At 69.2% G+C, this 20,864-nt stretch carries 23 protein-coding genes; 13 read left to right on the top strand and 10 right to left on the bottom strand.

Annotated features, from left to right (window positions below):
- Positions 1–9: 9 nt before the first annotated feature.
- Positions 10–744, bottom strand: a complete 735-nt coding sequence (imuA, locus tag KF903_RS03560; RefSeq protein ID WP_291211053.1) for a translesion DNA synthesis-associated protein ImuA — start codon at positions 742–744, stop codon at positions 10–12.
- A 5-nt stretch (positions 745–749) separates the two neighbouring features.
- Complete coding sequence (gene lexA, locus KF903_RS03555; RefSeq protein ID WP_291211050.1) at positions 750–1,382, bottom strand: transcriptional repressor LexA; 633 nt, start codon at positions 1,380–1,382, stop codon at positions 750–752.
- Between the two features lie 182 nt (positions 1,383–1,564).
- On the opposite strand from lexA, the gene KF903_RS03550 reads away from it, so the two are divergent.
- On the top strand, positions 1,565–2,866 hold the full coding sequence (locus KF903_RS03550) for an amidohydrolase family protein (RefSeq protein WP_291211048.1): 1,302 nt from the start codon (positions 1,565–1,567) through the stop codon (positions 2,864–2,866).
- Positions 2,867–2,905: 39 nt separating this feature from the next.
- On the opposite strand, the gene KF903_RS03545 is transcribed toward KF903_RS03550, so the two are convergent.
- From KF903_RS03545 to ftsY, 5 genes are read right to left on the bottom strand one after another with little or no spacing between them, the layout of a single operon-like run.
- Complete coding sequence (locus KF903_RS03545) at positions 2,906–3,481, bottom strand: GNAT family N-acetyltransferase (RefSeq protein WP_291211046.1); 576 nt, start codon at positions 3,479–3,481, stop codon at positions 2,906–2,908.
- A 43-nt stretch (positions 3,482–3,524) separates the two neighbouring features.
- Positions 3,525–3,803, bottom strand: a complete 279-nt coding sequence (locus tag KF903_RS03540; RefSeq protein ID WP_291211043.1) for an oxidative damage protection protein — start codon at positions 3,801–3,803, stop codon at positions 3,525–3,527.
- Positions 3,800–4,858: an A/G-specific adenine glycosylase gene (gene mutY, locus KF903_RS03535; protein WP_291211186.1), complete on the bottom strand. Its 1,059-nt coding sequence runs from the start codon at positions 4,856–4,858 to the stop codon at positions 3,800–3,802. The genes KF903_RS03540 and mutY overlap by 4 nt, the downstream gene beginning before the upstream one ends.
- Before the next feature lie 5 nt (positions 4,859–4,863).
- On the bottom strand, positions 4,864–5,601 hold the full coding sequence (locus KF903_RS03530) for a hypothetical protein (protein WP_291211040.1): 738 nt from the start codon (positions 5,599–5,601) through the stop codon (positions 4,864–4,866).
- A 6-nt stretch (positions 5,602–5,607) separates the two neighbouring features.
- On the bottom strand, positions 5,608–6,729 hold the full coding sequence (gene ftsY / locus KF903_RS03525) for a signal recognition particle-docking protein FtsY (protein WP_291211037.1): 1,122 nt from the start codon (positions 6,727–6,729) through the stop codon (positions 5,608–5,610).
- A gap of 67 nt (positions 6,730–6,796) precedes the next feature.
- Between ftsY and rsmD the strand changes: the two genes are divergently transcribed.
- The 7 genes from rsmD (at position 6,797) to KF903_RS03490 (ending at position 12,474) form a co-directional block, all read left to right on the top strand.
- Positions 6,797–7,411, top strand: coding sequence for a 16S rRNA (guanine(966)-N(2))-methyltransferase RsmD (gene rsmD / locus KF903_RS03520; protein ID WP_291211034.1), 615 nt, complete (start codon positions 6,797–6,799; stop codon positions 7,409–7,411).
- A 36-nt stretch (positions 7,412–7,447) separates the two neighbouring features.
- Complete coding sequence (gene coaD / locus KF903_RS03515) at positions 7,448–7,942, top strand: pantetheine-phosphate adenylyltransferase (protein ID WP_291211183.1); 495 nt, start codon at positions 7,448–7,450, stop codon at positions 7,940–7,942.
- Between the two features lie 93 nt (positions 7,943–8,035).
- Positions 8,036–8,551, top strand: coding sequence for a hypothetical protein (locus KF903_RS03510; RefSeq protein ID WP_291211032.1), 516 nt, complete (start codon positions 8,036–8,038; stop codon positions 8,549–8,551).
- Positions 8,552–8,758: 207 nt separating this feature from the next.
- Entirely contained in the window at positions 8,759–10,411 is a 1,653-nt protein-coding gene (gene ggt / locus KF903_RS03505) for a gamma-glutamyltransferase (protein WP_291211180.1), read from the top strand.
- A gap of 6 nt (positions 10,412–10,417) precedes the next feature.
- The gene (locus tag KF903_RS03500; RefSeq protein WP_291211029.1) at positions 10,418–11,281 is read left to right on the top strand and encodes an MBL fold metallo-hydrolase; all 864 of its coding nucleotides are present in this window, start codon (positions 10,418–10,420) and stop codon (positions 11,279–11,281) included.
- 44 nt (positions 11,282–11,325) lie between these two features.
- A complete protein-coding gene (locus KF903_RS03495) occupies positions 11,326–11,997 on the top strand; it encodes a TMEM43 family protein (protein WP_291211178.1) in 672 nt (223 codons plus the stop codon).
- A gap of 84 nt (positions 11,998–12,081) precedes the next feature.
- Positions 12,082–12,474, top strand: a complete 393-nt coding sequence (locus tag KF903_RS03490; protein ID WP_291211026.1) for an MAPEG family protein — start codon at positions 12,082–12,084, stop codon at positions 12,472–12,474.
- Positions 12,475–12,534: 60 nt separating this feature from the next.
- Here KF903_RS03490 and KF903_RS03485 read toward each other — a convergent pair whose 3' ends face one another.
- Positions 12,535–13,077: an NUDIX hydrolase gene (locus KF903_RS03485; protein WP_291211023.1), complete on the bottom strand. Its 543-nt coding sequence runs from the start codon at positions 13,075–13,077 to the stop codon at positions 12,535–12,537.
- A 72-nt stretch (positions 13,078–13,149) separates the two neighbouring features.
- Here KF903_RS03485 and KF903_RS03480 point away from each other — a divergent pair, with 72 nt between their 5' ends.
- Positions 13,150–14,607: a hypothetical protein gene (locus tag KF903_RS03480; RefSeq protein WP_291211021.1), complete on the top strand. Its 1,458-nt coding sequence runs from the start codon at positions 13,150–13,152 to the stop codon at positions 14,605–14,607.
- Between the two features lie 46 nt (positions 14,608–14,653).
- Here KF903_RS03480 and KF903_RS03475 read toward each other — a convergent pair whose 3' ends face one another.
- The gene (locus tag KF903_RS03475; protein WP_291211018.1) at positions 14,654–15,544 is read right to left on the bottom strand and encodes a 5'-3' exonuclease H3TH domain-containing protein; all 891 of its coding nucleotides are present in this window, start codon (positions 15,542–15,544) and stop codon (positions 14,654–14,656) included.
- A complete protein-coding gene (locus tag KF903_RS03470) occupies positions 15,541–16,113 on the bottom strand; it encodes a nitroreductase (RefSeq protein WP_291211015.1) in 573 nt (190 codons plus the stop codon). The genes KF903_RS03475 and KF903_RS03470 overlap by 4 nt, the downstream gene beginning before the upstream one ends.
- A 126-nt stretch (positions 16,114–16,239) precedes the next feature.
- Here KF903_RS03470 and KF903_RS03465 point away from each other — a divergent pair, with 126 nt between their 5' ends.
- Genes KF903_RS03465 through pgi form a run of 4 tightly spaced genes read left to right on the top strand, consistent with a single transcriptional unit; the run spans position 16,240 to position 20,828 of the window.
- Positions 16,240–17,367 carry an NAD(P) transhydrogenase subunit alpha gene (locus KF903_RS03465; protein ID WP_291211012.1) on the top strand — a complete coding sequence of 376 codons (1,128 nt, stop codon included), beginning with the start codon at positions 16,240–16,242 and terminating at the stop codon, positions 17,365–17,367.
- A 57-nt stretch (positions 17,368–17,424) separates the two neighbouring features.
- Positions 17,425–17,721, top strand: a complete 297-nt coding sequence (locus KF903_RS03460) for an NAD(P) transhydrogenase subunit alpha (protein ID WP_291211009.1) — start codon at positions 17,425–17,427, stop codon at positions 17,719–17,721.
- Between the two features lie 4 nt (positions 17,722–17,725).
- A complete protein-coding gene (locus KF903_RS03455) occupies positions 17,726–19,135 on the top strand; it encodes an NAD(P)(+) transhydrogenase (Re/Si-specific) subunit beta (protein WP_291211006.1) in 1,410 nt (469 codons plus the stop codon).
- A 31-nt stretch (positions 19,136–19,166) separates the two neighbouring features.
- The gene (gene pgi, locus KF903_RS03450; RefSeq protein ID WP_291211003.1) at positions 19,167–20,828 is read left to right on the top strand and encodes a glucose-6-phosphate isomerase; all 1,662 of its coding nucleotides are present in this window, start codon (positions 19,167–19,169) and stop codon (positions 20,826–20,828) included.
- Positions 20,829–20,864 lie beyond the last annotated feature (36 nt).

The raw sequence follows: 20,864 nt of genomic DNA, 5'->3' as shown, positions 1-20,864 counted from the left end.
AGTGCCGGATCATGCACGCAGGCGCAGGGACGTGGCGCCACCGAGGCGGCCACGGCACTTGAGAAGCTCGAATTGCGTTCCGTTCATCGCCGTGGTGATGCGCAGACGCAACGCACAGGGACTGGCCTGGTCGGCGGCGGCCAGTGGCCGGAACACGAAGCCGAGCGTGCCGCTGCTTTCGGCGGCCAGTTGCAGGCGGCGCAGTTCGCGGTAGTCGCTGCGCGGCAGCCAGTCGAGCACGGCGCCGCAGCAGCCCGAGCGCAGGCACTGTTCGGCGGTCCAGTGGGTATCGGTGTGGGCGGCGTCGATCTGCACCACATGTCGCAGGTCGACGCCGGCCGCGGCCAGTGCCGGTGCATAGGGGACATAGGGTGGCGCCACCAGCACGACGCGCCGCCGTGCCTGGGTCAGTGCCGCCAGCGTCGGCAGCAGCAGCGAACATTCCCCCAGGCCATCGTGCTCGACCAGCAGTTCGCACAGGGCGCCGCGCGGCCAGCCGCCGCCGGGCAACAGCGCATCGAGCGCGGCATGGCCGCTCGGTTGCGTGGCCAGTGCCGACGTGCCCGGCGCCCGGCGTCGCCAGATGCCCGGATGGCGCAACACGGTGTCGAGTGCGGCGGTGTTGCGCGCTGCCGGCACGCTCGCGGGCGCCGATGCAGGTGTGGTCGCGGGTGCGGCGACAGGCCACGCCGTTGAAGCAGGCAGGGAATCGAGTGCAAACAAGTCGGCGGTCGAGGTGAACATCGTGCTTACCGTGTCGCGTTGACGGAGTCGGCGCGCAGCAGGCCGACATACAGACCTTCGATCGCGAAGGCGTGACGCTGCTCGTCGACTTCGATCGGGGTGAAATCGGGGTTGGCCGGCAGCAGGCGGATGCGGCCCATGCGCGTGTCGAGGCGCTTGACGGTGACTTCGTCGTCGATGCGCGCGACGACGATGCGGCCATCCTCGGCGTGGGCGCTGCGATGCACGGCGATGAGGTCGCCATCGAGGATGCCGGCATCACGCATGCTCGGACCGCGCACACGCAGCAGGTAGTCGGCGCGTGGGCGGAACAGGTCGGGATCGACGGCGTGCTGCGCTTCGATGTTTTCGGCAGCGAGGATGGGGCTGCCGGCGGCGACCTGCCCGACGAGGGGAAGCGAGGTCGCCGCCGGCGCCCGTGAACGATGCGGCAGACGCAGCCCGCGATGGTGTGGCAGACGTTCCAGCACACCCTTGCGAACCAACGCCGCTACATAATCCTGCGCTGAGGTATGACTTGCAAGCCCCAGATTATGCGCAAGTTCCCTCAGCGTCGGTGCGTGACCATGGCGCTCGAACCAGGCCTGGATGCAGGCCAGCACGCGCTGCTGGTTGGGAGTCAGGTCGTGATCGTTCATATGTACATTTGTACGTGTTCTGTGCGGTGTGCGCAAGTACCCACGGCTGCCATCGGGCGTTGTGGGTGGTCGTGGGGCAGCCTGCCACGGGGCTGTCGCAGGGAATGAGCCGGCTGCAGTTGTCGGCATGGACCGCCAGGGTCGAGAATCGGGCGCTCGGTTCCGACTCGGGAGTACGCACGATGCGACAGTCGTTGTGGTCATCGCTGGCGCTGTTGGCGCTCGTATTCGGTGGCGGGCAGGCCGGGGCGGCCAGTGGTGACATCCTGCTGCTGCCTGCCAAGGTCTGGACCGGGCAGGGCGACCAGGCGCAGACGGGCCTGGCCGTGCTCGTGCACGCGGGCGCGATCGCGGCCGTCGGCCCGGTCGACACCCTGACGGTGCCGGCCGACGCGCGCCGCATCGAGCTGCCGGGGGCGACGCTCACGCCCGGACTCATCGACCTGCATTCGCATCTGTTCCTGCATCCCTACAACGAGGTGTCGTGGAACGACCAGGTGCTCAAGGAACCGCAGGATTACCGCACCCTGCTCGCCGCGCGCCATGCGCGAGCCACCCTGCAGGCCGGCTTCACCACGCTGCGCGATCTCGGCACCGAGGGCGCCGGTTATGCCGATGCCGCGCTCAAGCGCGCGATCGGGGAAGGCCTCGTTGCCGGACCGCGCCTGTTCATCGCCACGCGGGCGATCGTGGCCAGCTCGGGCTATGGCCCCGGCCCGCGCGGCTTCCGCCCCGATCTTGAACTGCCGCAGGGCGCCCAGGCGGTGACCGGCGTCGACGAAGCCGTGCGTGCAGTGCGCGAGCAAGCCGCGCGTGGCGCCGACTGGATCAAGTTCTATGCCGACTACCGCGTCGGTCCCAATGGCGAAACCCTGCCGACGCTGGACCCGGCCGAGATGAAGGCCATCGTCGACACCGCGCACCAGCTCGGGCGTCCGGTGGCGGCGCACGCGGGCAGCGACGCCGGCGTGCGCATGGCGATCGAGGCCGGTGTCGACACGATCGAACACGGTGATGGCGCGAGCGAGGCGACGCTGCGCCTGGCACGGCAGCGCGGCGTCGGCTGGCTGCCGACGCTGACCGCGGTGGCCGCGATCGGGCAATACTTCGACCATTACGTGCCCGGCGGCGAGCCGACTGCACGCATGCGCGAATCGCAGCAGGCGTTCCGCGCCGCGCTCAGGCTCGGCCTCGTGATCGGCAATGGCAGCGATGTCGGCGTGTTCGCGCATGGCGAGAACTGGCGCGAACTCGACTGGATGGTGCGCCTGGGCATGACGCCTGCGCAGGCACTGCACGCCGCCACCGACGTCGCCGCCCGGATCCTGCGCCAACAGGACCACTTCGGTCGCATCGCCGTCGGCCTGCGCGCCGACCTCGCCGCCTTCGATGGCGACCCGAGCCGCTCGATCGAGGCGCTGCGCACGGCGGTGTTCGTGATGAAGGACGGTGTCGTCGAGCGCGAGCCGGTGACGCGACCCTAGGGCGGCGGCGCGTCGCGCTCCGCGGCCACCGCGATCGCGTCATGCGCGGGGTCGCGGCGCTTCCAGCACGTAGCGCAGCTCGGTACACGGCTCGCCCTTGAACACCGTGGCGGTGCTTGCCACCTGGCGCATGCCCAGGCGCTGCAGTACGCGCACGCATGCCTCGTTGCGGGCGTCGACGACGGCGATCAGCCGCTCGATGCCACTGCGCCGCCACAGCGCGTCGGCCAGCGCGCCGAGCGCTTCGGTGGCGTAGCCCTTGCCGTGGCAGGACGTTGCCAGCGTGAAACCGATCTCCACCTCACCTTCGGCGTGCAGGCACAGGCCGATGTCGCCCACGATCGCGTCGGTGGAGCGCGTCGCAATGGTGATTTGCAGCCACGTTTCCTCGATGAACCCCGGCTGGTCCTGCATCGATTCGATGAAGCGTGCCGCCTGCGCGGGCGACAGCGGGCTCCAACCCTGGTAGCGCGCGAGCGCGGGGTCGGCGCGGTAGGCGGCGAAGCCCGCGACATCTGCTGCCTGCATGCGGCGCAGGCGCAGGCGCGGCGTGTCGATTGGCCACGGCTCGCCGCTTGCAGTGTCGACAGCCGGATGCGGGTGGGGTGTCGGCATGGTGGCTGGCCGTGGCGCAGGGGCACCCGTGGAACGGGTGCGGTCAGTCGGTGTGCTCCGCCGGCACGTAACCCGGTGGTGCGTCCGAGCCTGCGCCGAAGAAGTATTTTTCCATCTCGCCGGCGATGAACGCACGCGCCCCGGGTTCGAGTGGATTGAGGCGGTTCTCGTTGATGAGCATGGTCTGGTGCGCAAGCCAGCCCGACCACGCTTCGCGCGAGACCTGCGCGTAGATGCGCTTGCCCAGTTCGCCCGGCCACGGCGCGAAGGCGAGGCCCTCGGCGTCGCGACCGAGCTTGATGCAGTGAACGATGCGGCTCATGGTGGCTCCAGCGATTGGATCAGACGGCGGATCGGCGCCGGCATGCCGAGTGCGTCGAGGCTCGTGGCCGCGTACCAGTCGGTGTCCGGCGTGACGGCCAGGTGCGGCTGGCCGCCGACCTCGCATGCCAGCGGCGTGATCTGCAGATCATAGTGCGTGAAGCTGTGGCGGAACGATGGCAGTACCGCGGTCCGCCCCGGCTCGAGCCGGAAGCGCTGCGCCAGCAGGCGGCGCGCGGCGCTGCGCGAGTGCGCCTCGGGCAGGCTCCACAGCCGCGCCCACACGCCGGTGGGCGGGCGCCGTTCGAGCAGGATGCGACCGCCCTCGTCACGTGCGATCAGTACCAGCACGGAGCGCTCCGGCTTGCTGCGCCGGGGCCGTGCCGTGGGCAGTTGCGCGGTCAGTCCCTCGCGTCGTGCGACGCAGTCGCGCGCGACCGGACAGGCCTCACAGCGCGGCTGCGTGCGTCGGCACAGCGTCGCGCCGAGGTCCATGATCGCCTGTGTGTAGGCCGCCGCCTCGTCTGCAGGCACATGCCCCTGCGCGAGCTGCCACAACTGTTGCTGCACGCGCGCATTGCCGGGCCAGCCCGACACGCCGTGCCAGCGCGCCAGCACGCGGCGCACGTTGCCGTCGAGGATCGCCTCGGGCGCGTCGTGGGCCAGCGCCATGATTGCCGCGGCGGTGGAGCGGCCAATGCCGGGCAACGCCGCCAGTTCCTGCAGCGTGCCCGGCAAGGCGCCGGCATGCTGATCCACGCAGCGCCGTGCAGCGCGCAGCAGATTGCGCGCACGCGAGTAATAGCCCAGTCCCGACCACAGCGCGAGCACGCGGTCCTCGCTGGCCGCGGCGAGTGCGGGCAGATCGGGCAGGGCGGCGACGAAGCGCTCGAAATAGGCAATGACGGTCGCCACCTGCGTCTGCTGCAGCATCACCTCGCTCAACCACACGCGATAGGGGCTGCGTGGTCGCTGCCACGGCAGGTCCTTGCGGCCATGGTGGCGGTACCAGGCCACGAGGTCGCGTGCGAAGCGGTCGGCGGGTGCCCTGGAGATCGTCGTCACGGCTGCTGCGGGGGCGCCGCCTCGCTCGCTTCGATGCGCAGATCCTCGACATGGGTGTCGCCAACATCGAGCGAGCCGGCGCGCAGGCTGCCGCTGATCGGCGGCAGCAGCTGCGGCAATGCCGGCGGCGATGCCCATTGCGCGAGCCAGGCGGCGAGATCGGCGCTGTTGCGCAGGCGGGCGTCGATGCCGCTGGCGACCGCCTGCGTGCCATCGACAATGCGGCCGTCGCTGACGTGCAGCTGCAGGCGCAGGTCGGGCATCGGCGCGGCATCGGACGGGCGCGTGGCGAGCCAGGCACGCAACACGGCGAGGTCGAGCACGGGCTGCTCGATGCCGAGCTCGTCGAGCGTGAGCGGCTGCGACCACAGCGTGCGCCATGGCACCTGCACGCGCAGCGCCTGCGCGCGCAGCAGCTCGTCGCCCGCGCTCGTGCGCAGGCGCAGCGCCGGCAATACGGCGACGATGTGCGGCGTGTAGCGGTAGTGCGCGCCACCGGCCAGCTGCAGTTCGAGCCCGGCGGCGCGGGTCTTGTCGACCAGCAGCGCGCTGACCCGCTCGGGCTGCAGCAGCAGGTGGATGGCAACGGCGCCGCCGGCCACGATCAGGATCAAGACGAGCAGCGCGCCGCGCCAGCGTCGCCGCCGGCGGCGACGGGCGGCGGCCGCGCGTTGCTCGGCGGTCGGCGCGTTCGGCAGGCCGTCGTGGCCTGCCTTCGAGGCGCGTCGAGGCACGGCTTGTCAGCCCTTGCCGCCGAGGTCGTCGGGCAGCAGTCCGTCGACGAATGCGGCGGCGTCGAACACGCGCAGGTCCTGCGCCTGCTCGCCAAGGCCGACATAGCGCAGCGGCAGGCCGAACTCGCGCGCCAGCGCGAACACGATGCCGCCCTTGGCGGTGCCGTCGAGCTTGGTGACGACGAGGCCCGTCACGCCGATCGCGGCCTTGAACTGGCGCGCCTGGCTCAGCGCGTTCTGGCCGGTGGTACCGTCGAGCACGAGCAGCACCTCGTGCGGTGCGCTGGGGTCGAGCTTGGCGAGCACGCGACGGATCTTGGCCAGTTCGTCCATCAGGCCCGCCTGCGTGTGCAGGCGCCCGGCGGTATCGGCAATCAGCACGTCGAGCTGGCGCGAGCGTGCGGTCTGCAGCGCATCGAAGATCACGCTCGCCGAGTCGGCGCCCGAACCCTGCGCCACCACGGCCACGTCGTTGCGGCGGCCCCAGCTCTGCAACTGTTCCACCGCGGCGGCGCGGAAGGTGTCGCCGGCGGCGAGCAGCACCGAACGCCCCTCGCCGCGCAGGCGGTGGGCGAGCTTGCCGATGGTGGTGGTCTTGCCCACGCCGTTGACGCCGACCACGAGGATCACGAACGGTTGCGGCGTGGCCACCTCGAGTGGGCGTGCCACCGGCGCCAGCCGCTGCAGCAGGTCGTGGCGCAGCGCAGCGAGCAGGGCGGCCACGTCGGCGAATTCGCGCTTGCCGGCGCGCTGGCGCAGGTCGTCGACGATTTCGGTCGCGGTGGCGATGCCGACATCGGCCGTGATGAGGCAGGTTTCCAGCTCGTCGAGAAAGGCGTCGTCGAGCTTGGGATGGCGCACGAACAGGCCGGCCAGGCCGCGCGCGAAGCCGCTGCCGGCCAGGCGCTCGCGCCAGCTGCGGCGCGGCGCTTCGGCACTGCCAGGCGCTTCGGCGACCACGTCCTCGACCATCGCGATCGCCGCCGGCGTCGATGGCAGCAGCGCCTCGGTTTCGAACGGCGCTTGCTCCAGCGGCAGCGCCGTCGCGGCGCCATCGTCCGCGGGCGTGGCGGGCGCTGTCGGCGTGGTCGCGTCGGGCGCGGGCTTTTTCTTCCAGAACTTCAACATCGCGGGACGCTTGGGCGAGAATGCGAGCCGAAAATGCTAGCACCCTTCGACCAGCGGCACAGGCACGATGCAGCAGTCCACCCGTTCCACTCATGTCGTGCGCATCGTCGCCGGCCGCCTGCGCGGTTCGAGGCTTGCGGTGGCGGACCGCGACGGGCTGCGCCCGACGCCCGATCGCGTGCGCGAGACGCTGTTCAACTGGCTGGCACCGTTCATCGAGGGTGCGCGCTGCCTGGACCTGTTCGCGGGGACCGGTGCGCTCGGCATCGAGGCCCTGTCGCGCGGCGCGGCGCATTGCACCTTCGTCGAGAGCGATCGCAGCCTCGCCGCGGCGCTGCGCGACAACCTGGCGCGACTGCGCGTGGACGATGCCCGCGTGATCGAGGCCGACGCGTTGACGTGGCTGGGCCAGCCGGGCGCGGCCGTCGACATCGCCTTCGTCGATCCGCCGTTTGCGCGCGGATTGTGGCCAGCGGCGTTGGCGGCACTCGACAACGGCTGGTTGCGCGATGGCGCTTTCGTCTACGTGGAATCACCGCTCGACGTGACGCCGACAGCGCCGGCCAACTGGCGTTTGCATCGCGAAGGCCGTGCCGGCGCGGTGCGCTTCGCGCTGTATCGCCGCACCGCAGGCCGCACCGATGTCATGCCGCCATTGCAGGATCGAGCCGAGTATCCTTAAGCTAGCCGCTGGTCCGTTGACGATGGCAGCCGCATGGTGACACCGCAGCGCGCGCGCGTGGCCGTGTATCCGGGCACGTTCGATCCGATTACCAATGGCCACATCGATCTCGCGCTGCGCGCGGCGCCGCTGTTCGATCGGCTGGTGGTGGCGATCGCGCAGAGTGCCGGCAAGGGGCCGGCGTTCGAGCTGGACGAGCGCATCGAGTTGGCGCGCGTCGCGCTGGCCGGCGCGACCAACATCGAGGTGTGCGGGTTCTCCTCGCTGCTGGCCAACTTCGTCGAGGAGATCGGTGCCGGCGTGATCCTGCGCGGCTTGCGCGCGGTGTCCGATTTCGAGTACGAGTTCCAGCTCGCGAGCATGAACCGCCATCTGATCCCGGCTGCCGAGACACTGTTCCTGACGCCGGCCGAGCAATACAGTTTCATCTCGTCGTCGCTGGTGCGCGAAATCGCGCGTCTGGGCGGCGATGTATCGAAGTTCGTGCATCCAGCCGTGCAGGACGCACTGCGCCGCCGTTACTCGGGTTGATCCCGTGGCATTGCGCCGATGCGGCGGCTCGGCCGTATCGTGACGGCGCGGCCGCTTCCAGTTTTGGCCCCACTTTTCCAGGAGACGATCACCATGCGCAACATCTTCAGCCTGCCTGTCATCGCCCTCGCCGGTGCGCTTGCGCTGGGCGCCTGCAACCAGAGTCAGCAGCCGGCAGCCGAACAGGCCGCCGCCGAACAGAAACCGGCCGTACTGCCGCTGCCGACCAACCCGGCCGACAAGGCGGCGTGGAAGCAGTACCTCGTGAGCGTCGTCACCGCCAACATGCAGGGCGTCAAGACCACACGGCCGTACATGTACTTCGTGCCGGGCGGCGATGACGATGCGACCAAGGCCGATCGCCAGAACCAGCTCGACAACGTGTCGATCGTGGTGCAGCGCGGCGTCCTGCCCGGCAACATGATGGCCTTCGGCGGCCCCGATTCGGCGGCGACCGCGCAGCTCATCGTCGCTGCGTTCAAGGACGCCTCGGCCGGTTCGTTCAAGGATGTGGTGGTGCTGTTCGTTGGCGCGCCGGGCGACTTCGATGCGGTCAAGACCGCGCTGGCGAGCTCGGGTGCCGAGGCGCGCTTCGTCGAGGCGAAGTGAGCCAGGTGCGAACGCGCGGCGGACGCGGCCGTGCGCAGTCGATCGGCGGGCTGTGCCCGCCGGCGCCGCGCGCGGTGGATCGAAGCGCCGCGGCGGATGATCGGGATGGCCGCCAGCGGCAACGGAACTGGACGTGAGGAGGTTGGATCCCTGCCTGGCCAGCGGCCGGCAATCGACGGGAGAACCGGGGTGAGAACATCGCGCTGCATTTGGCTGTTGGGGTTCCTCGTCGCGAGCGTTGCCGCCGCGCCGGTCAAGCCGCAGCAGGCGGCGATCGCCAGCGCGCACGTGCTTGCGACCCAGGCCGGGTTCGAGGTGCTCGGCAAGGGCGGCAACGCCTTCGATGCGGCGGTGGCGGTGGCGGCAACGCTGGCGGTGGTCGAGCCGCAGAGTTCGGGCATCGGCGGCGGCGGCCTGTTCCTGCTGCAGCGGGCCAGTGACGGCCACGAGGTGATGGTCGATGCACGCGAGACGGCGCCGGCCGCGGTGCGCGTCGCCGACTACCTCGGCGCCGATGGCCGCCCCGACCGCAACCACTCGATCAACGGCCCGCTGTCGGCCGCGATTCCAGGCGAGCCGGCCGGACTGGTCTGGATCGCCGCGCACTACGGCAAGTTGCCGCTCAAGACATCGCTGGCGCCGGCGATCCGCATCGCACGCGCAGGCTTCAAGCCCGACCGGCGCTTCCTCGATGAACTGGCGATGCGCAAGGACGTGCTCGCGCGCTATCCGGGTTCGGCGGCGCTGTACCTCGTCAATGGCCAGGTGCCGAAGCCGGGCTGGACGTTCCGCTCGCCCGATCTGGCGCGCGTGCTTGAGCGCATCGCCGAGCAGGGCAATGCCGGCTTCTACGGCGGCGAGCTTGCCCGCACGCTGGTCGATGGCGTGCGCAGTGCGGGCGGCAACTGGACGCTGGCCGATCTCGAGCACTACGAGGTCAAGGAGCGTGCGCCGATCGCGTTCGACTATCGTGGCTGGCGCATCGTCAGCGCGTCGCCACCCTCGTCGGGTGGCGTTGCGCTGGCCGAGATGCTCAACATCCTGAGCGGCTACGAGCTCGACCGGCTCGACACGGTGCACCGCACCCACCTCATGGTGGAGGCGATGCGGCGCGCCTACCGTGACCGCGCCGAATACCTCGGTGATCCCGATTTCGTTGCGATGCCGATCGCACGCCTCACGAGCCTCGATTACGCCGCCGGTCTGCGCGCCTCGATCCATCCCGACAAGGCGACGCCGAGCGAGCTGTTGCCGCCCTACCTCGATGCTGCGCAGGGCAGTCACACTTCGCACTTCTCGATCATCGATCGTGACGGCAACCTCGCCGCCGGCACGCAGACCGTCAACCTGATCTTCGGTTCTGGCCTCGTGGTGCCGGGCACCGGCTTCGTGCTCAACGACGAAATGGACGACTTCGCACTCGTCGTCGGCAAGCCCAACGCCTTCGGCCTCGTCGGCAACGAACGCAACGCGCCGCGCCCTGGCAGCCGGCCGCTGTCGTCGATGTCACCAACCTTCGTGATCGGCCCCGATCGCATCGGCGTGCTCGGTACGCCCGGCGGCAGTCGCATCATCACGATGGTGCTCGAAGGCATCCTTGCCTTCATCGATGGGCAGACGCCCGAGCAACTGGTGGCCAATCCGCGCTTTCACCACCAGTACCTGCCCGATGTCATCGCGGTGGAGAAGGGCGCCTTCACGCCGGCGCAGATCAAGGCACTGGAGGCGATGGGGCACCAGGTGCACGAATCCGACCGCCGCTGGGGCTTCATGAATGCCGTGAGCTGGGACCGCACGACCGGCAAGCTGCATGCAGCGTCCGATCCGCGTGGCGCGTCGGGCAGCGGCGTGGTGCGGTAGACGTCCATGCAAGTGTGGTCGATCGAAGGCAATGCGCAGCGCCTCGATGGCGGCGCCATGTTCGGCAATGCGCCCAAGGCCGTGTGGCAGCGTTGGGTCGCGGCCGACGCCGACAACCGCATCGAGCTGGCCTGCCGCGCGATGCTCGTCACCGATCTCGACGGCCGCAACGTGCTGTTCGACGCCGGCATCGGCGCATTCTTCGCGCCGCACTTGCGTGAGCGCTACGGCGTGGTCGAGGAACGGCACGTGCTGCTCGATTCGCTGCGCCGGGTCGGCCTTGGCCACGACGACATCGACGCGGTGGTGATCTCGCATCTGCACTTCGACCATGCGGGCGGGCTGCTCGCGGCGTGGCAGGCCGACGTGCCGCCGAGTCTGCTGTTTCCGCGCGCCCGCTTCATCATCGGCGACGAAGCCTGGCGGCGGGCGCAGCAGCCGCATCCGCGCGATCGTGCCTCGTTCATCGCCGAACTGCAGCCCCTGCTCGAAGCCAGCGGCCGACTCGAACTCGTCAGCGGCGAGTGCTCGGCCACGCTCGGCCCGCACGTGCGCCTGCACCGCTCCAGCGGGCACACGCCGGGGCTCATGCTGGCCGAGGTGGGCGGCGACCACGGCGGCATCGTGTTCTGCGCCGACCTGATTCCGGGGCGGCCGTGGGTGCATCTGCCGATCACGATGGGTTACGACCGCTACCCCGAACGCCTCATCGACGAGAAGCATACCTTCCTCGACCAGATGATCGCGCGCGGCACGCGGCTGTTCTTCACCCACGATGCGCACTGCGCCGCGGCGCGCGTCGTGCGCGACGACAGCGGGCGCTATGCGGCGGTGGATGGGCAGGATGCACTCATCGGCGAGGTGCTGTGATGGCGCGGCGACGCAGATCCGGCCGCGCGCGGCGCTTGCTGATCGTGGCCCTGGCGCTGGTGGTGATCGCCATTGCGCTGTGGCAGTACCTGCAACGCCAAGGTGCAACCTGGCTGCGGCCGGTTGTGAGCACCGCACCGGGCGTGGCCGATGGCACGCCGCGCGTGGTGTCGGCGGCGCGTGTCGATCCGGCCAACGAGGGTCGGCGCATCCGCATCGAAGGGCGCGTGGAGGCGGCCGGCCCGGCACGCGATACCGAGCTTGGGGTCGAGGCGGCCGCGCCGGCCTTGCTGCGCAAGGTGGAGATGCGGCAGTGGCAGGAAACCTGCAGCGCCGGTCGTTGCGACTATGTGCTGGCGTGGTCGGCGCAGCCGATCGACTCGAGCCGCTTCCGCGTGCCACAGGGGCATGCCAATACGCTGCCGTGGCCGCTGCGCAGCGCCCGCTTCGTCGCCGAACCGTTGCGGCTCGGCGCGTTCGCGCTCGATCCGGCGTTGCTGCCGCGCAGCGGGCCGACCCGGTCGTGGCCGGTGACATTGGCACAGTTGCCCCCCAACCTCGCGGCGAGCTTCCGCAGCGAGGGCGGCGCGCTCTACACGGGCGACCCGGCCCACGCCGCCGTCGGCGACCTGCGCGTGAGCTACGCGGTACCGGCTGAGGCCGCCTTGACCGTGGTCGGCACGCAGCGCGCGTCGCGCCTGGTTGCGCAACCCTGAGCGGGCCGCGCCGCCCGGGCTGGACAACGCCGCGACTTGCGGTTGTAGTGGGCGGCGTACTTCCACCACCGTCTGGAGAGTTTCATGCAGGTCACCGGCATCTACGTGGCACTGGCCACCTTCCTCGTCATTGGCCTCGCGCTGGGGGTGTCGATGCGGCGCGGCCAGGTCAGGGTCGGTCTGGGTTCGGGCGGTGACAGCACCTTGCTGCAGCGCATCCGCGCCCACGCCAATGCACTGGAGAACCTGCCGCTGGCGCTGTTGCTGCTGCTGTGCCTGGAACTGCGGCAAACCAGTCCGCTGTGGCTGCACGGTTTCGGCAGCACGCTGATCGTGGCGCGCGTCATGCACGCGTTCGGCCTGTGGCATAGCGCCGGCACCAGCATCGGCCGCTTCGTCGGCACCCTGCTGACCTGGAGCGCGATGCTGGCAATGTCCGCCTTGTTGTTGTGGCGCTGGCTGATGGTCGGCGGCTGAACGCAGCCGCGGCGATGAAGGGGCCGCCGCGCAGGCCGTTGCGGTGGCCTGGTCCGGGTCTCAGCCGAGCGTGGCGAACTCGTGGGCGTGATCGAGCATGTACAGGCCGGCAAAGATCTTCGGATCGATCGAGTAGCCGTCACGCATGAGGCCAACGAGCCAGGTCATGACCTCGCCGCGCGGTACCTCGTGCACGATGATGTCCTCGCTGTCGTCGCCGCCGCCGGCGTCCACCCGGGTCAGCTCGCGGGCCAGCACGAAGGCCATGATCTCGTTGCTCATGCCGGCCGAAGTCGGCCCTGCCATGAGGAAGTCGACACGCCCGGCACGGTAGCCGGTCTCTTCGACGAGTTCGCGGCGGGCGGCTTCGATCGCATCCTCGTCGGCGTGGCTGGCGACGTCACCGACGAGGCCGGCCGGCATCTCGATCGTCATGCATTCGATGGCCGGGCGCGGCTGTTCCACGAACAGCAGCTTGTCCTCGTTGGTCAGCGCGATGATCATCACCCCGCCGCCGGGATTGGTGCGTTCGGCATATTCCCAGCGGCCGCGCTTCATGAGGCGCAGCCACTTGCCATTGCAAAGGGTCTGGGTTTGGGTCATCGTTGACGGCTTTCCTGAACTTTCGTGGTCGCCGGCAGGTCTGCGAGCGGCCCGTTCTGCCGCGAGGTTTCCATGCACATCCGCGTCATTCTATGCGTTTTCCTGCTGCTGTTCGCCGCTGCGGCGAGCTCGCAACCGGCGCCGACACCCGTCACGCCCGATCAGTTGACCCAGGCCCAGATCGGCGAAGTCGACTCCGCCGAGGTCCTGATGCGGCTGGCGGCGACCTACAAGCAGGCCGGCGATTACCAGCGCATGGGTTGGGTGCTCGAACAGTTGCTGGCGATGCGCCCCAATTCCAGCGACCTGCGACTCGCCCTGGCAACCACGTACGCCATGCAGGGCCAGCAAAGCAGAACCTACGACACGCTGCTCAAACTGCAGCAGGTCGGCTACGGCGTCGACCTCGCTGACAACCCGAATTTCGCCAAGGTCGCCGGCACCAAGGTCTGGACCTACATCGTCGACCAGCTCAAGTCCAACCTCAAGCCGTTTGGCGAAGGCAAGGTGGCCTTCGACCTGCCGGGTGGCGATCACCTGTATGACTCGATCGCGTGGGATCCCAAGCGCGAGCAGTTCCTGGTCGGCAGCGTTCGTGACGGCACGGTGCTGCGCGTCGATGCCAAGGGCAACAGCAGTCCGTTGGTCCGTGCCGATGCCGGCAACGGGCTGTGGAGCGTGTACGCGCTGGCCGTCGACACATCGAGCGATTCGCTCTATGTCGCGAGCACCTCGTCGGTGTATTTCAAGGGCTTCACGCAGCAGGACTACGGCAAGGCCGGCGTGTTCAGGTTCTCGCTCACCGACGGCAAGCTGCTCGACAAGTACCTGCTCGAATCCGATGGCCCGCCGCAGACCTTGTCGAGCATCGCGGTGGGGCCACACGGCAAGGTGTTCGTGGCGGATGGCCTGCGCAACATCATCTATCGACTCGACGGCAGCCAGCTCAAGCCATTGCTGGCCAACCCCAAGCTGACCAGCCTGCGCGGCATGGCCGTCGGCGGCGATGGCCGCTTCCTGTACTTCGCCGACTACGTCATGGGCGTATTCGGCGTCGACCTGGCTGCTGGCCGCGCCTTCGACGTACACACCGATCCAGCCAAGCTCGCGCTGGGGGGCATCGACGGTCTGTCGTGGTACGACAACCATCTCGTTGCAATCCAGAGCGGCATGTCGCCACGCCGGGTGATGCGATTGGCCTTGAGCGCAGACGGACGGACGGTCATCGGCGCAACGCCGCTCGATGCCGCCCAGCCGGCGTTCGCGTTGCCGACCTACGGCACGGTCGCGGGAAATTTCCTGTATTTCATCGCCAACAGCCAGAAGAACGAATACGACGGTTACGGCAATCCCAAGGACGTGACCAAGCTCAAACCGGTGGAGATCTTCCGTACCGACCTGCGCTTTGGCTGGGATGCCAGCAAGCACGAATCGATCTCGAAGGCGGACACTGTGATCAGCAAGTCCAAGCCGGGTGCGGGAACCTTTTCCAACGTCGAAGGCGGTTCGACCTCGGTCACCGGCAACTGATCGCAAGGGCCTGTGCGCCGCACCGGACTCGGCGCGGCGCGCGCCTTCAGCACCTTTCCGCCAGGGCCTGCACGCGCGCACGCGTAAGGGCGCCGAACGCGTAGCGGTCTAGCAGGTCGTGCATGTTCGCGTCGATCCCGCGGCGGCCGTAGGCGTCGATCGAGTCTGGCACCGGCGCGTCGGTGGCGATGCCGGTCAGCGCGCGCGACAGGCGCGCGGCGGCGGCCTGCTCGCGCAGGCGCGCGGCGATGGCGGCGGCGCCGCGCAGACGCAGGAAGGCCACTTCGTCGGTCCGCGCCAGTATCGCGTCGAGGCAGCCGTAGTGCGCCAGCAGGATGGCCGCCGTCTTGGCACCGACGCCGGCCACGCCTGGAATGTTGTCGACCGGATCGCCCGTCAGCGCGAGATAGTCGGCGACCTGATGCGGATGCACGCCCAGGCGTTGCCTGATTCCGGCGGCATCCCAGCGCTGGTTGCGTGGCGGATCCCACTGTTCGTCGTCGGCGCCGATGAGCTGACCGAAGTCCTTGTCGGCCGAGACGATCACGCCGCGATGGCCTGCCGCGCGCGCCACCGCCAGTGCGCTGCCGATGAGATCGTCGGCCTCGAACCCGGCGTCGGCCAGCACGGTCGCGCCTAGCGCGTGTGCCAGTGCGGTGCAGGCCGCGAACTGGCGCTGCAGATCGGGCGGCGCCGGCGGCCGGTTGGCCTTGTAGGCCGGATACAACGCATGTCGGAACGAGCCGCCGAGCGACAGGTCGAACGCGACCGCGAGGTGGCTCGGGCGTGCCCGCTCGATGAGTTCGAGCAGGAAGCGCACGAAGCCATGCACGGCGTGTGCCGGCTCGCCGGCGGCATCGAAGACGTCGGGACCTTGCCCGAACCAGGCGCGGCAGACATACAGGCTGCCGTCGACCAGATGGATCGTCGGCGTCACGGCGCCGCCCAGTCACTGACCACGTCGGCCGGCGTGGGCCGCGGGCGCTCGGGTGCCTCCTCGCGTGCGGTGCCGATATGGATGAAGCCGACAATGCGCTCGTGCGCGGCCAGACCAAGCAGGGTCGCCACCGCCGCATCATAGGCGGCCCAGCCGGTGAGCCATTGCGCGCCATAGCCGAGCGCGTGTGCGCCGAGCAGCAGGTTGTGCGCCACGCAGCCGGCGCTGAGCAGTTGTTCCTGCGCCGGCACCTTGGCATGCGCCTGGTCGATGCAGGCGACGACGACGAGGATGAGTGGCGCCGCTGCGTAGCGTTCGCGGTCCTTGTCGAATGCGGTGGCCGGCAGCGCCGGCTCGCTGCGGGCGTGGATCGCGGCCACTTCCTCGGCAAAGCGCACCTGCGCCGGGCCGTGCAGCGCGATGATGCGGAATGGCACCAGGCGGCCGTGGTCGGGTACGCGCAGCGCGGCGTTGAGCAGGCGGCGGAGCTGGGCTGGATCGGGGCCGGGCGGGCCGAGCAGGCGCACCGGCGTCGAGCGGCGCCGGCCAAGCAGATCGAGGAGGGTCACGCGTGCGTCCCGCAGGTGAAAAGCCGAGCATAACCGCCGCCATGCCCGTGGGCGAAGCCACGCCCTCGCCAGCGGCGCTCGATCTGGGCTAGGATCGAATTTTCATCGGACCGATCGAGGCAGTGCATGGCGACCACGGTAGCAGCAGTGCGCGAGACGGTGGACGGCGAACGCCGTGTGGCGCTGACGCCGGAAGTGGCCAGGAAGCTGCGCGCGCGGGGCGCCCAGGTGGTGATCGAGCGCGGTGCCGGCAGCAGCGCATTCTTCGCCGACGCGAGCTATCTCGAGGTCGAGGCAACTGACGCCGCCGCCGCGCTCGCGCGCGCCGACGTGCTGCTGTGCGTGCAGCCGCCCACGCTCGATCAGATCAGCCAGCTGCGTGAAGGTGCCATCGTGATCGGTCATCTGCAGCCGCACCTCGCCCCCGAGCGCAGCAAAGCCCTGCGCGACCGCAAGCTCACGAGTTTCGCGATGGAGCTGCTGCCGCGCACGACGCGCGCGCAGGCCATGGACGTGCTGTCGTCGCAGGCGGGCGTGGCTGGCTACAAGGCCGTGCTGCTTGCCGCCGAGGCCGCGCCAAAGTTCTTCCCGATGCTGACCACCGCCGCCGGCACGATCCGGCCGAGCAAGGTGCTGATCGTTGGCGCCGGTGTTGCCGGGCTGCAGGCGATAGCCACGGCCAAGCGCCTGGGCGCGCAGGTCGAAGGGTTCGACGTGCGCCCCGAGACCAAGGAACAGATCGAATCGCTCGGCGCCAAGTTCCTCGATCTCGGCGTCAGTGCGGCCGGCAGTGGCGGTTATGCGCGCGAGCTCACCGCCGAAGAGCGCGAGCAGCAGCAACGGGCATTGGCCGAACAGCTCAAGGGTTTCGATGCGGTCATCACCACCGCGGCGGTGCCGGGTCGCAAGGCGCCGCGCATCATCAGCGCGGCTATGGTGGCCGGGATGAAGGCCGGCGCAGTCATCGTCGACATCGCGGCCGAGACCGGTGGCAACGTCGAGGGCAGTGCGGCGGGCCAAACCGTGGTCACCGCCAACGGCGTCAGCATCATCGGCAGCGCCAACCTGCCATCGAGTGCGCCCGTGCATGCCAGCGAGATGTATGCGCGCAACCTCTACAACTTTCTTGAGCTCATGCTCAGCGACGGCGCCATCAAGCTCGACTGGGACGACGAGCTCATCGCCAAGACCTGTCTCACGCATGGCGGCGAGATCCGCCACGAGCCGACCCGGACCCTGGTCGGCGCCGCCTGATTGGTCGCTTGCGGCGCCAGCCGCGGCGACGACACCCAACGCTTCCGGAGTCCAGCAATGATCGACGGCTTCCTCGCGCTCTACATCTTCATGCTCGCCGCCTTCACCGGCAAGGAAATCATCGGGCGGGTGCCGGTGATCCTGCACACGCCGCTGATGTCGGGCTCGAATTTCGTGCACGGCATCGTGCTCGTCGGCGCGATGATCGCGCTGGCCGAGGCGACCACGCCGCTCGGCATCGCGATCGGCTTCATTGGCGTGATCCTCGGTGCCGGCAATGCCGCCGGCGGCTACGTGGTGACCGAACGCATGCTCGAGATGTTCAAGTCGAGCAAGAACGAGAACAAGGGCTGAGCCGATGGACATGCACGTTCTGCTCGTCACCGCCGCCAAGGCCAGCTACCTGCTCGCGGCGCTGCTGTTCATCCTCGGCATCAAGCGCATGTCCTCGCCAGTGACCGCGCGCGCCGGCATCAAGTGGGCCGGCGTCGGCATGGTGATTGCAACGCTCGCCACCTTCGCCATCACGGGGACGAACAACCTGGCCTGGATCGTCGCTGGCATCGCCATCGGCGTGCTGCCGACCTGGCTGTGGGGGCGCAAGGTCGCGATGACCGACATGCCGCAGATGGTCGCGCTGTTCAACGGCATGGGGGGTGGCTCGGCGGCCGCGATCGGCGCGATCGAGCTGCTCAAGTTCTCGGCCGAGCCCAGCGCGAGCCACCCGCTGTCCACGCTCGTGCTGGCCGTGATCGGCGCGCTGATCGGCTCGATCTCGATGACCGGCTCGATCATCGCCTGGGCCAAGCTCGATGGCCGCATGGACAAGCGCTTCACGTTCGCAGGCCAGCAGGCATTCAACTTCGCGGTGTTTGCCGCGGCGGTGCTGGCGGGCCTCGCCCTCGTGTTCTGGAAGCTCGACGTCAATCTCGTGGTGGTGTTCTTCGTGCTGGCCCTCGCGTTCGGCGTGCTGATGACGCTGCCGATCGGTGGCGCCGACATGCCGGTCGTGATCTCGCTCTACAACGCATTCACGGGCCTGGCCGTCGCGTTTGAAGGTTATGCGATGGGCATCGAGGCGCTGATCGTCGCCGGCATGGTGGTCGGCGCGGCCGGTACCTTCCTGACCCAGCTGATGGCCAAGGCGATGAACCGGCCGATCAGCGGCGTGCTGTTCTCGAACTTCGGCGGCGGCGGCGAGGGCACGGCGATCGCCGGTGCGCAAAAGCCGATCGAGGCCGCCGATGCGGCGTCACTGCTGTACATGGCCGAGAAGGTCATCATCGTGCCCGGCTACGGCATGGCGGTGGCGCAGGCCCAGCACAAGATCTGGGAGCTGTCGCAGGCGTTGATCAAGGCCGGCAAGGAAGTGAAATTCGCGATCCATCCGGTGGCCGGGCGCATGCCGGGCCACATGAACGTGCTGCTGGCCGAGGCCGGCGTGCCCTACGATCTCATCGCCGACATGGACGAGATCAATCCCGAGTTCAAGACCTGCGACGTGGCGATCGTGATCGGCGCCAACGACGTGGTCAATCCGGCGGCCAGGACCGACAAGGCCTCGCCGATCTACGGCATGCCGATCCTCGATGTGGTCGAGGCCAGGCAGACGATCGTCATCAAGCGCGGCAAGGGCACCGGTTTTGCCGGCATCGAGAACGCGCTGTTCTACGCCGACCACACGCGCATGCTCTACGCCGACGGCAAGGAAGCGGCCAACCAGCTCATCTCGGAACTCAAGATGATCGAGGGCGGCGGCGGGCATTGAGCGCCGCGCCGCACCGGAGCAGGGTTCGCAGATGAAATCCGCCACGACTCGCGCCGCGGCCGCGTCGGCGCTCGCGGCCAGCACTGCATGGAAGGCGTTGCAACGTCACGCCACCACCATGCAGCGCCGCCACTTGCGCGAGCTTTTCGCCGCTGACACGCAACGTGGCGAACGCTTCGCGATCGAAGCCGCCGGCTGGTACTTCGACTTCGCCAAGCAGCGACTCGATGCCCGCACGCTCGAACTGCTGCTGGCGTTGGCGCAGGTGCGCGGCGTGCCCGAACGCGTCGCGGCGATGTTCGCCGGCGAGCGCATCAACAGCACCGAGGACCGTCCGGCCCTGCATGTGGCGCTGCGCATGCCGAGGCGGCGGCGCCTGCTCGTCGACGGGCGCGATGTGGTGGCCGAGGTGCATGCGGTGCTCGCGCGCATGGCCGCATGGTGCGAGCGCGTGCGCACGGGCGCATGGCGAGGGCATACCGGCGAGCGCATCCGCCACGTCGTCAACATCGGCATCGGCGGCTCCGATCTCGGCCCGGTGATGGCGTTCGAAGCGCTGCGCCACTATGCCGACCGCTCGTTGGACCTGCGCTTCGTGTCGAACGTGGATGGCACCGATTTCAGCGAAGCCGTGCGCGACCTCGATCCGGCGCGCACGCTGTTCATCGTCTGCTCCAAGACCTTCACCACCCAGGAAACGCTCGCCAATGCCCATGCGGCGCGCCGCTGGTGCCTGGCGGCGCTGCGCGACGAGCGCGCGATCGCGCGGCACTTCGTCGCGGTGTCGACCGATGGCGGCGAAGTCGCCAGGTTCGGCATCGACCCCGTCAACATGTTCGGATTCTGGGATTGGGTCGGCGGGCGCTACTCGATGGACAGCGCGATCGGTCTGTCGACCATGCTCGCGATCGGGCCGGCCCGCTTCGCCGACATGCTCGCGGGCTTTCACGCAATGGACGAGCATTTCCGCACCGCACCAGCGGCGCGCAACCTGCCGCTGCTGCATGGCCTCATCGCGATCTGGAACAGCAATTTCCTCGGCATGCAGTCGCTGGCGGTGCTGCCCTACGAGCAGTACCTCAAGCGTTTCCCGGCCTATCTGCAGCAGCTCATGATGGAGAGCAATGGCAAGCGCGTCACCCATGCGGGCAGGGCGGTCGGGGTCGACACCTGCCCGATCGTGTGGGGCGAGCCAGGCACCAATGGGCAACATTCGTTCTACCAGCTCATCCATCAGGGAACGCGCAAGGTCGCCTGCGACTTCATCGGCTTTTGCGCAACGGCCAATCCGGTCGCCAACCAGCATGACCTGCTCATCGCGAACCTTTTCGCGCAAGGTGAAGCGCTCGCCTTCGGCAAGACCGCTGCGGAAGTGCGCGCGCAAGGCGTACCCGCCGCGCAGGCGCCGCACCGCGTGTTCGAGGGCAATCGCCCCAGCAGCACGCTGCTGGCGCGCCGGCTCGATCCGCATGCGCTGGGCGCGCTCGTTGCGCTCTACGAACACAGCACGTTCGTGCAGGGCGCGATCTGGGACATCGACTCGTTCGACCAGTGGGGCGTGGAGCTGGGCAAGGTGCTGGCCAAGCGCATCGGCGCCGAGCTCGGTGCGGCGCGGATGCCGCCGCTTGCGCACGACAGTTCGACGAATGCGCTGATCCGCCGCTACCGGCGCCAGCGCACGCCGCGCCAATGAACGGCGCCGGCACCCGCTGGTTTCCGATCGCGCCGC

Source organism: Dokdonella sp. (genome assembly GCF_019634845.1).
Taxonomy (GTDB): Bacteria; Pseudomonadota; Gammaproteobacteria; order Xanthomonadales; family Rhodanobacteraceae; genus Dokdonella_A.
The sequence above is the reverse complement of the archived record's forward strand: the minus strand, read 5'-3'. Positions and strand labels throughout refer to the sequence as shown.

Coding starts and splice junctions, on each gene's coding strand:
- imuA (WP_291211053.1), bottom strand. CDS start 744: ATGTTCACCTCGACCGCCGACTTGTTTGCACTCGATTCCCTGCCTGCT.
- lexA (WP_291211050.1), bottom strand. CDS start 1,382: ATGAACGATCACGACCTGACTCCCAACCAGCAGCGCGTGCTGGCCTGC.
- KF903_RS03550 (WP_291211048.1), top strand. CDS start 1,565: ATGCGACAGTCGTTGTGGTCATCGCTGGCGCTGTTGGCGCTCGTATTC.
- KF903_RS03545 (WP_291211046.1), bottom strand. CDS start 3,481: ATGCCGACACCCCACCCGCATCCGGCTGTCGACACTGCAAGCGGCGAG.
- KF903_RS03540 (WP_291211043.1), bottom strand. CDS start 3,803: ATGAGCCGCATCGTTCACTGCATCAAGCTCGGTCGCGACGCCGAGGGC.
- ftsY (WP_291211037.1), bottom strand. CDS start 6,729: ATGTTGAAGTTCTGGAAGAAAAAGCCCGCGCCCGACGCGACCACGCCG.
- rsmD (WP_291211034.1), top strand. CDS start 6,797: ATGCAGCAGTCCACCCGTTCCACTCATGTCGTGCGCATCGTCGCCGGC.
- KF903_RS03510 (WP_291211032.1), top strand. CDS start 8,036: ATGCGCAACATCTTCAGCCTGCCTGTCATCGCCCTCGCCGGTGCGCTT.
- KF903_RS03500 (WP_291211029.1), top strand. CDS start 10,418: ATGCAAGTGTGGTCGATCGAAGGCAATGCGCAGCGCCTCGATGGCGGC.
- KF903_RS03490 (WP_291211026.1), top strand. CDS start 12,082: ATGCAGGTCACCGGCATCTACGTGGCACTGGCCACCTTCCTCGTCATT.
- KF903_RS03485 (WP_291211023.1), bottom strand. CDS start 13,077: ATGACCCAAACCCAGACCCTTTGCAATGGCAAGTGGCTGCGCCTCATG.
- KF903_RS03480 (WP_291211021.1), top strand. CDS start 13,150: ATGCACATCCGCGTCATTCTATGCGTTTTCCTGCTGCTGTTCGCCGCT.
- KF903_RS03465 (WP_291211012.1), top strand. CDS start 16,240: ATGGCGACCACGGTAGCAGCAGTGCGCGAGACGGTGGACGGCGAACGC.
- KF903_RS03460 (WP_291211009.1), top strand. CDS start 17,425: ATGATCGACGGCTTCCTCGCGCTCTACATCTTCATGCTCGCCGCCTTC.
- KF903_RS03455 (WP_291211006.1), top strand. CDS start 17,726: ATGGACATGCACGTTCTGCTCGTCACCGCCGCCAAGGCCAGCTACCTG.
- pgi (WP_291211003.1), top strand. CDS start 19,167: ATGAAATCCGCCACGACTCGCGCCGCGGCCGCGTCGGCGCTCGCGGCC.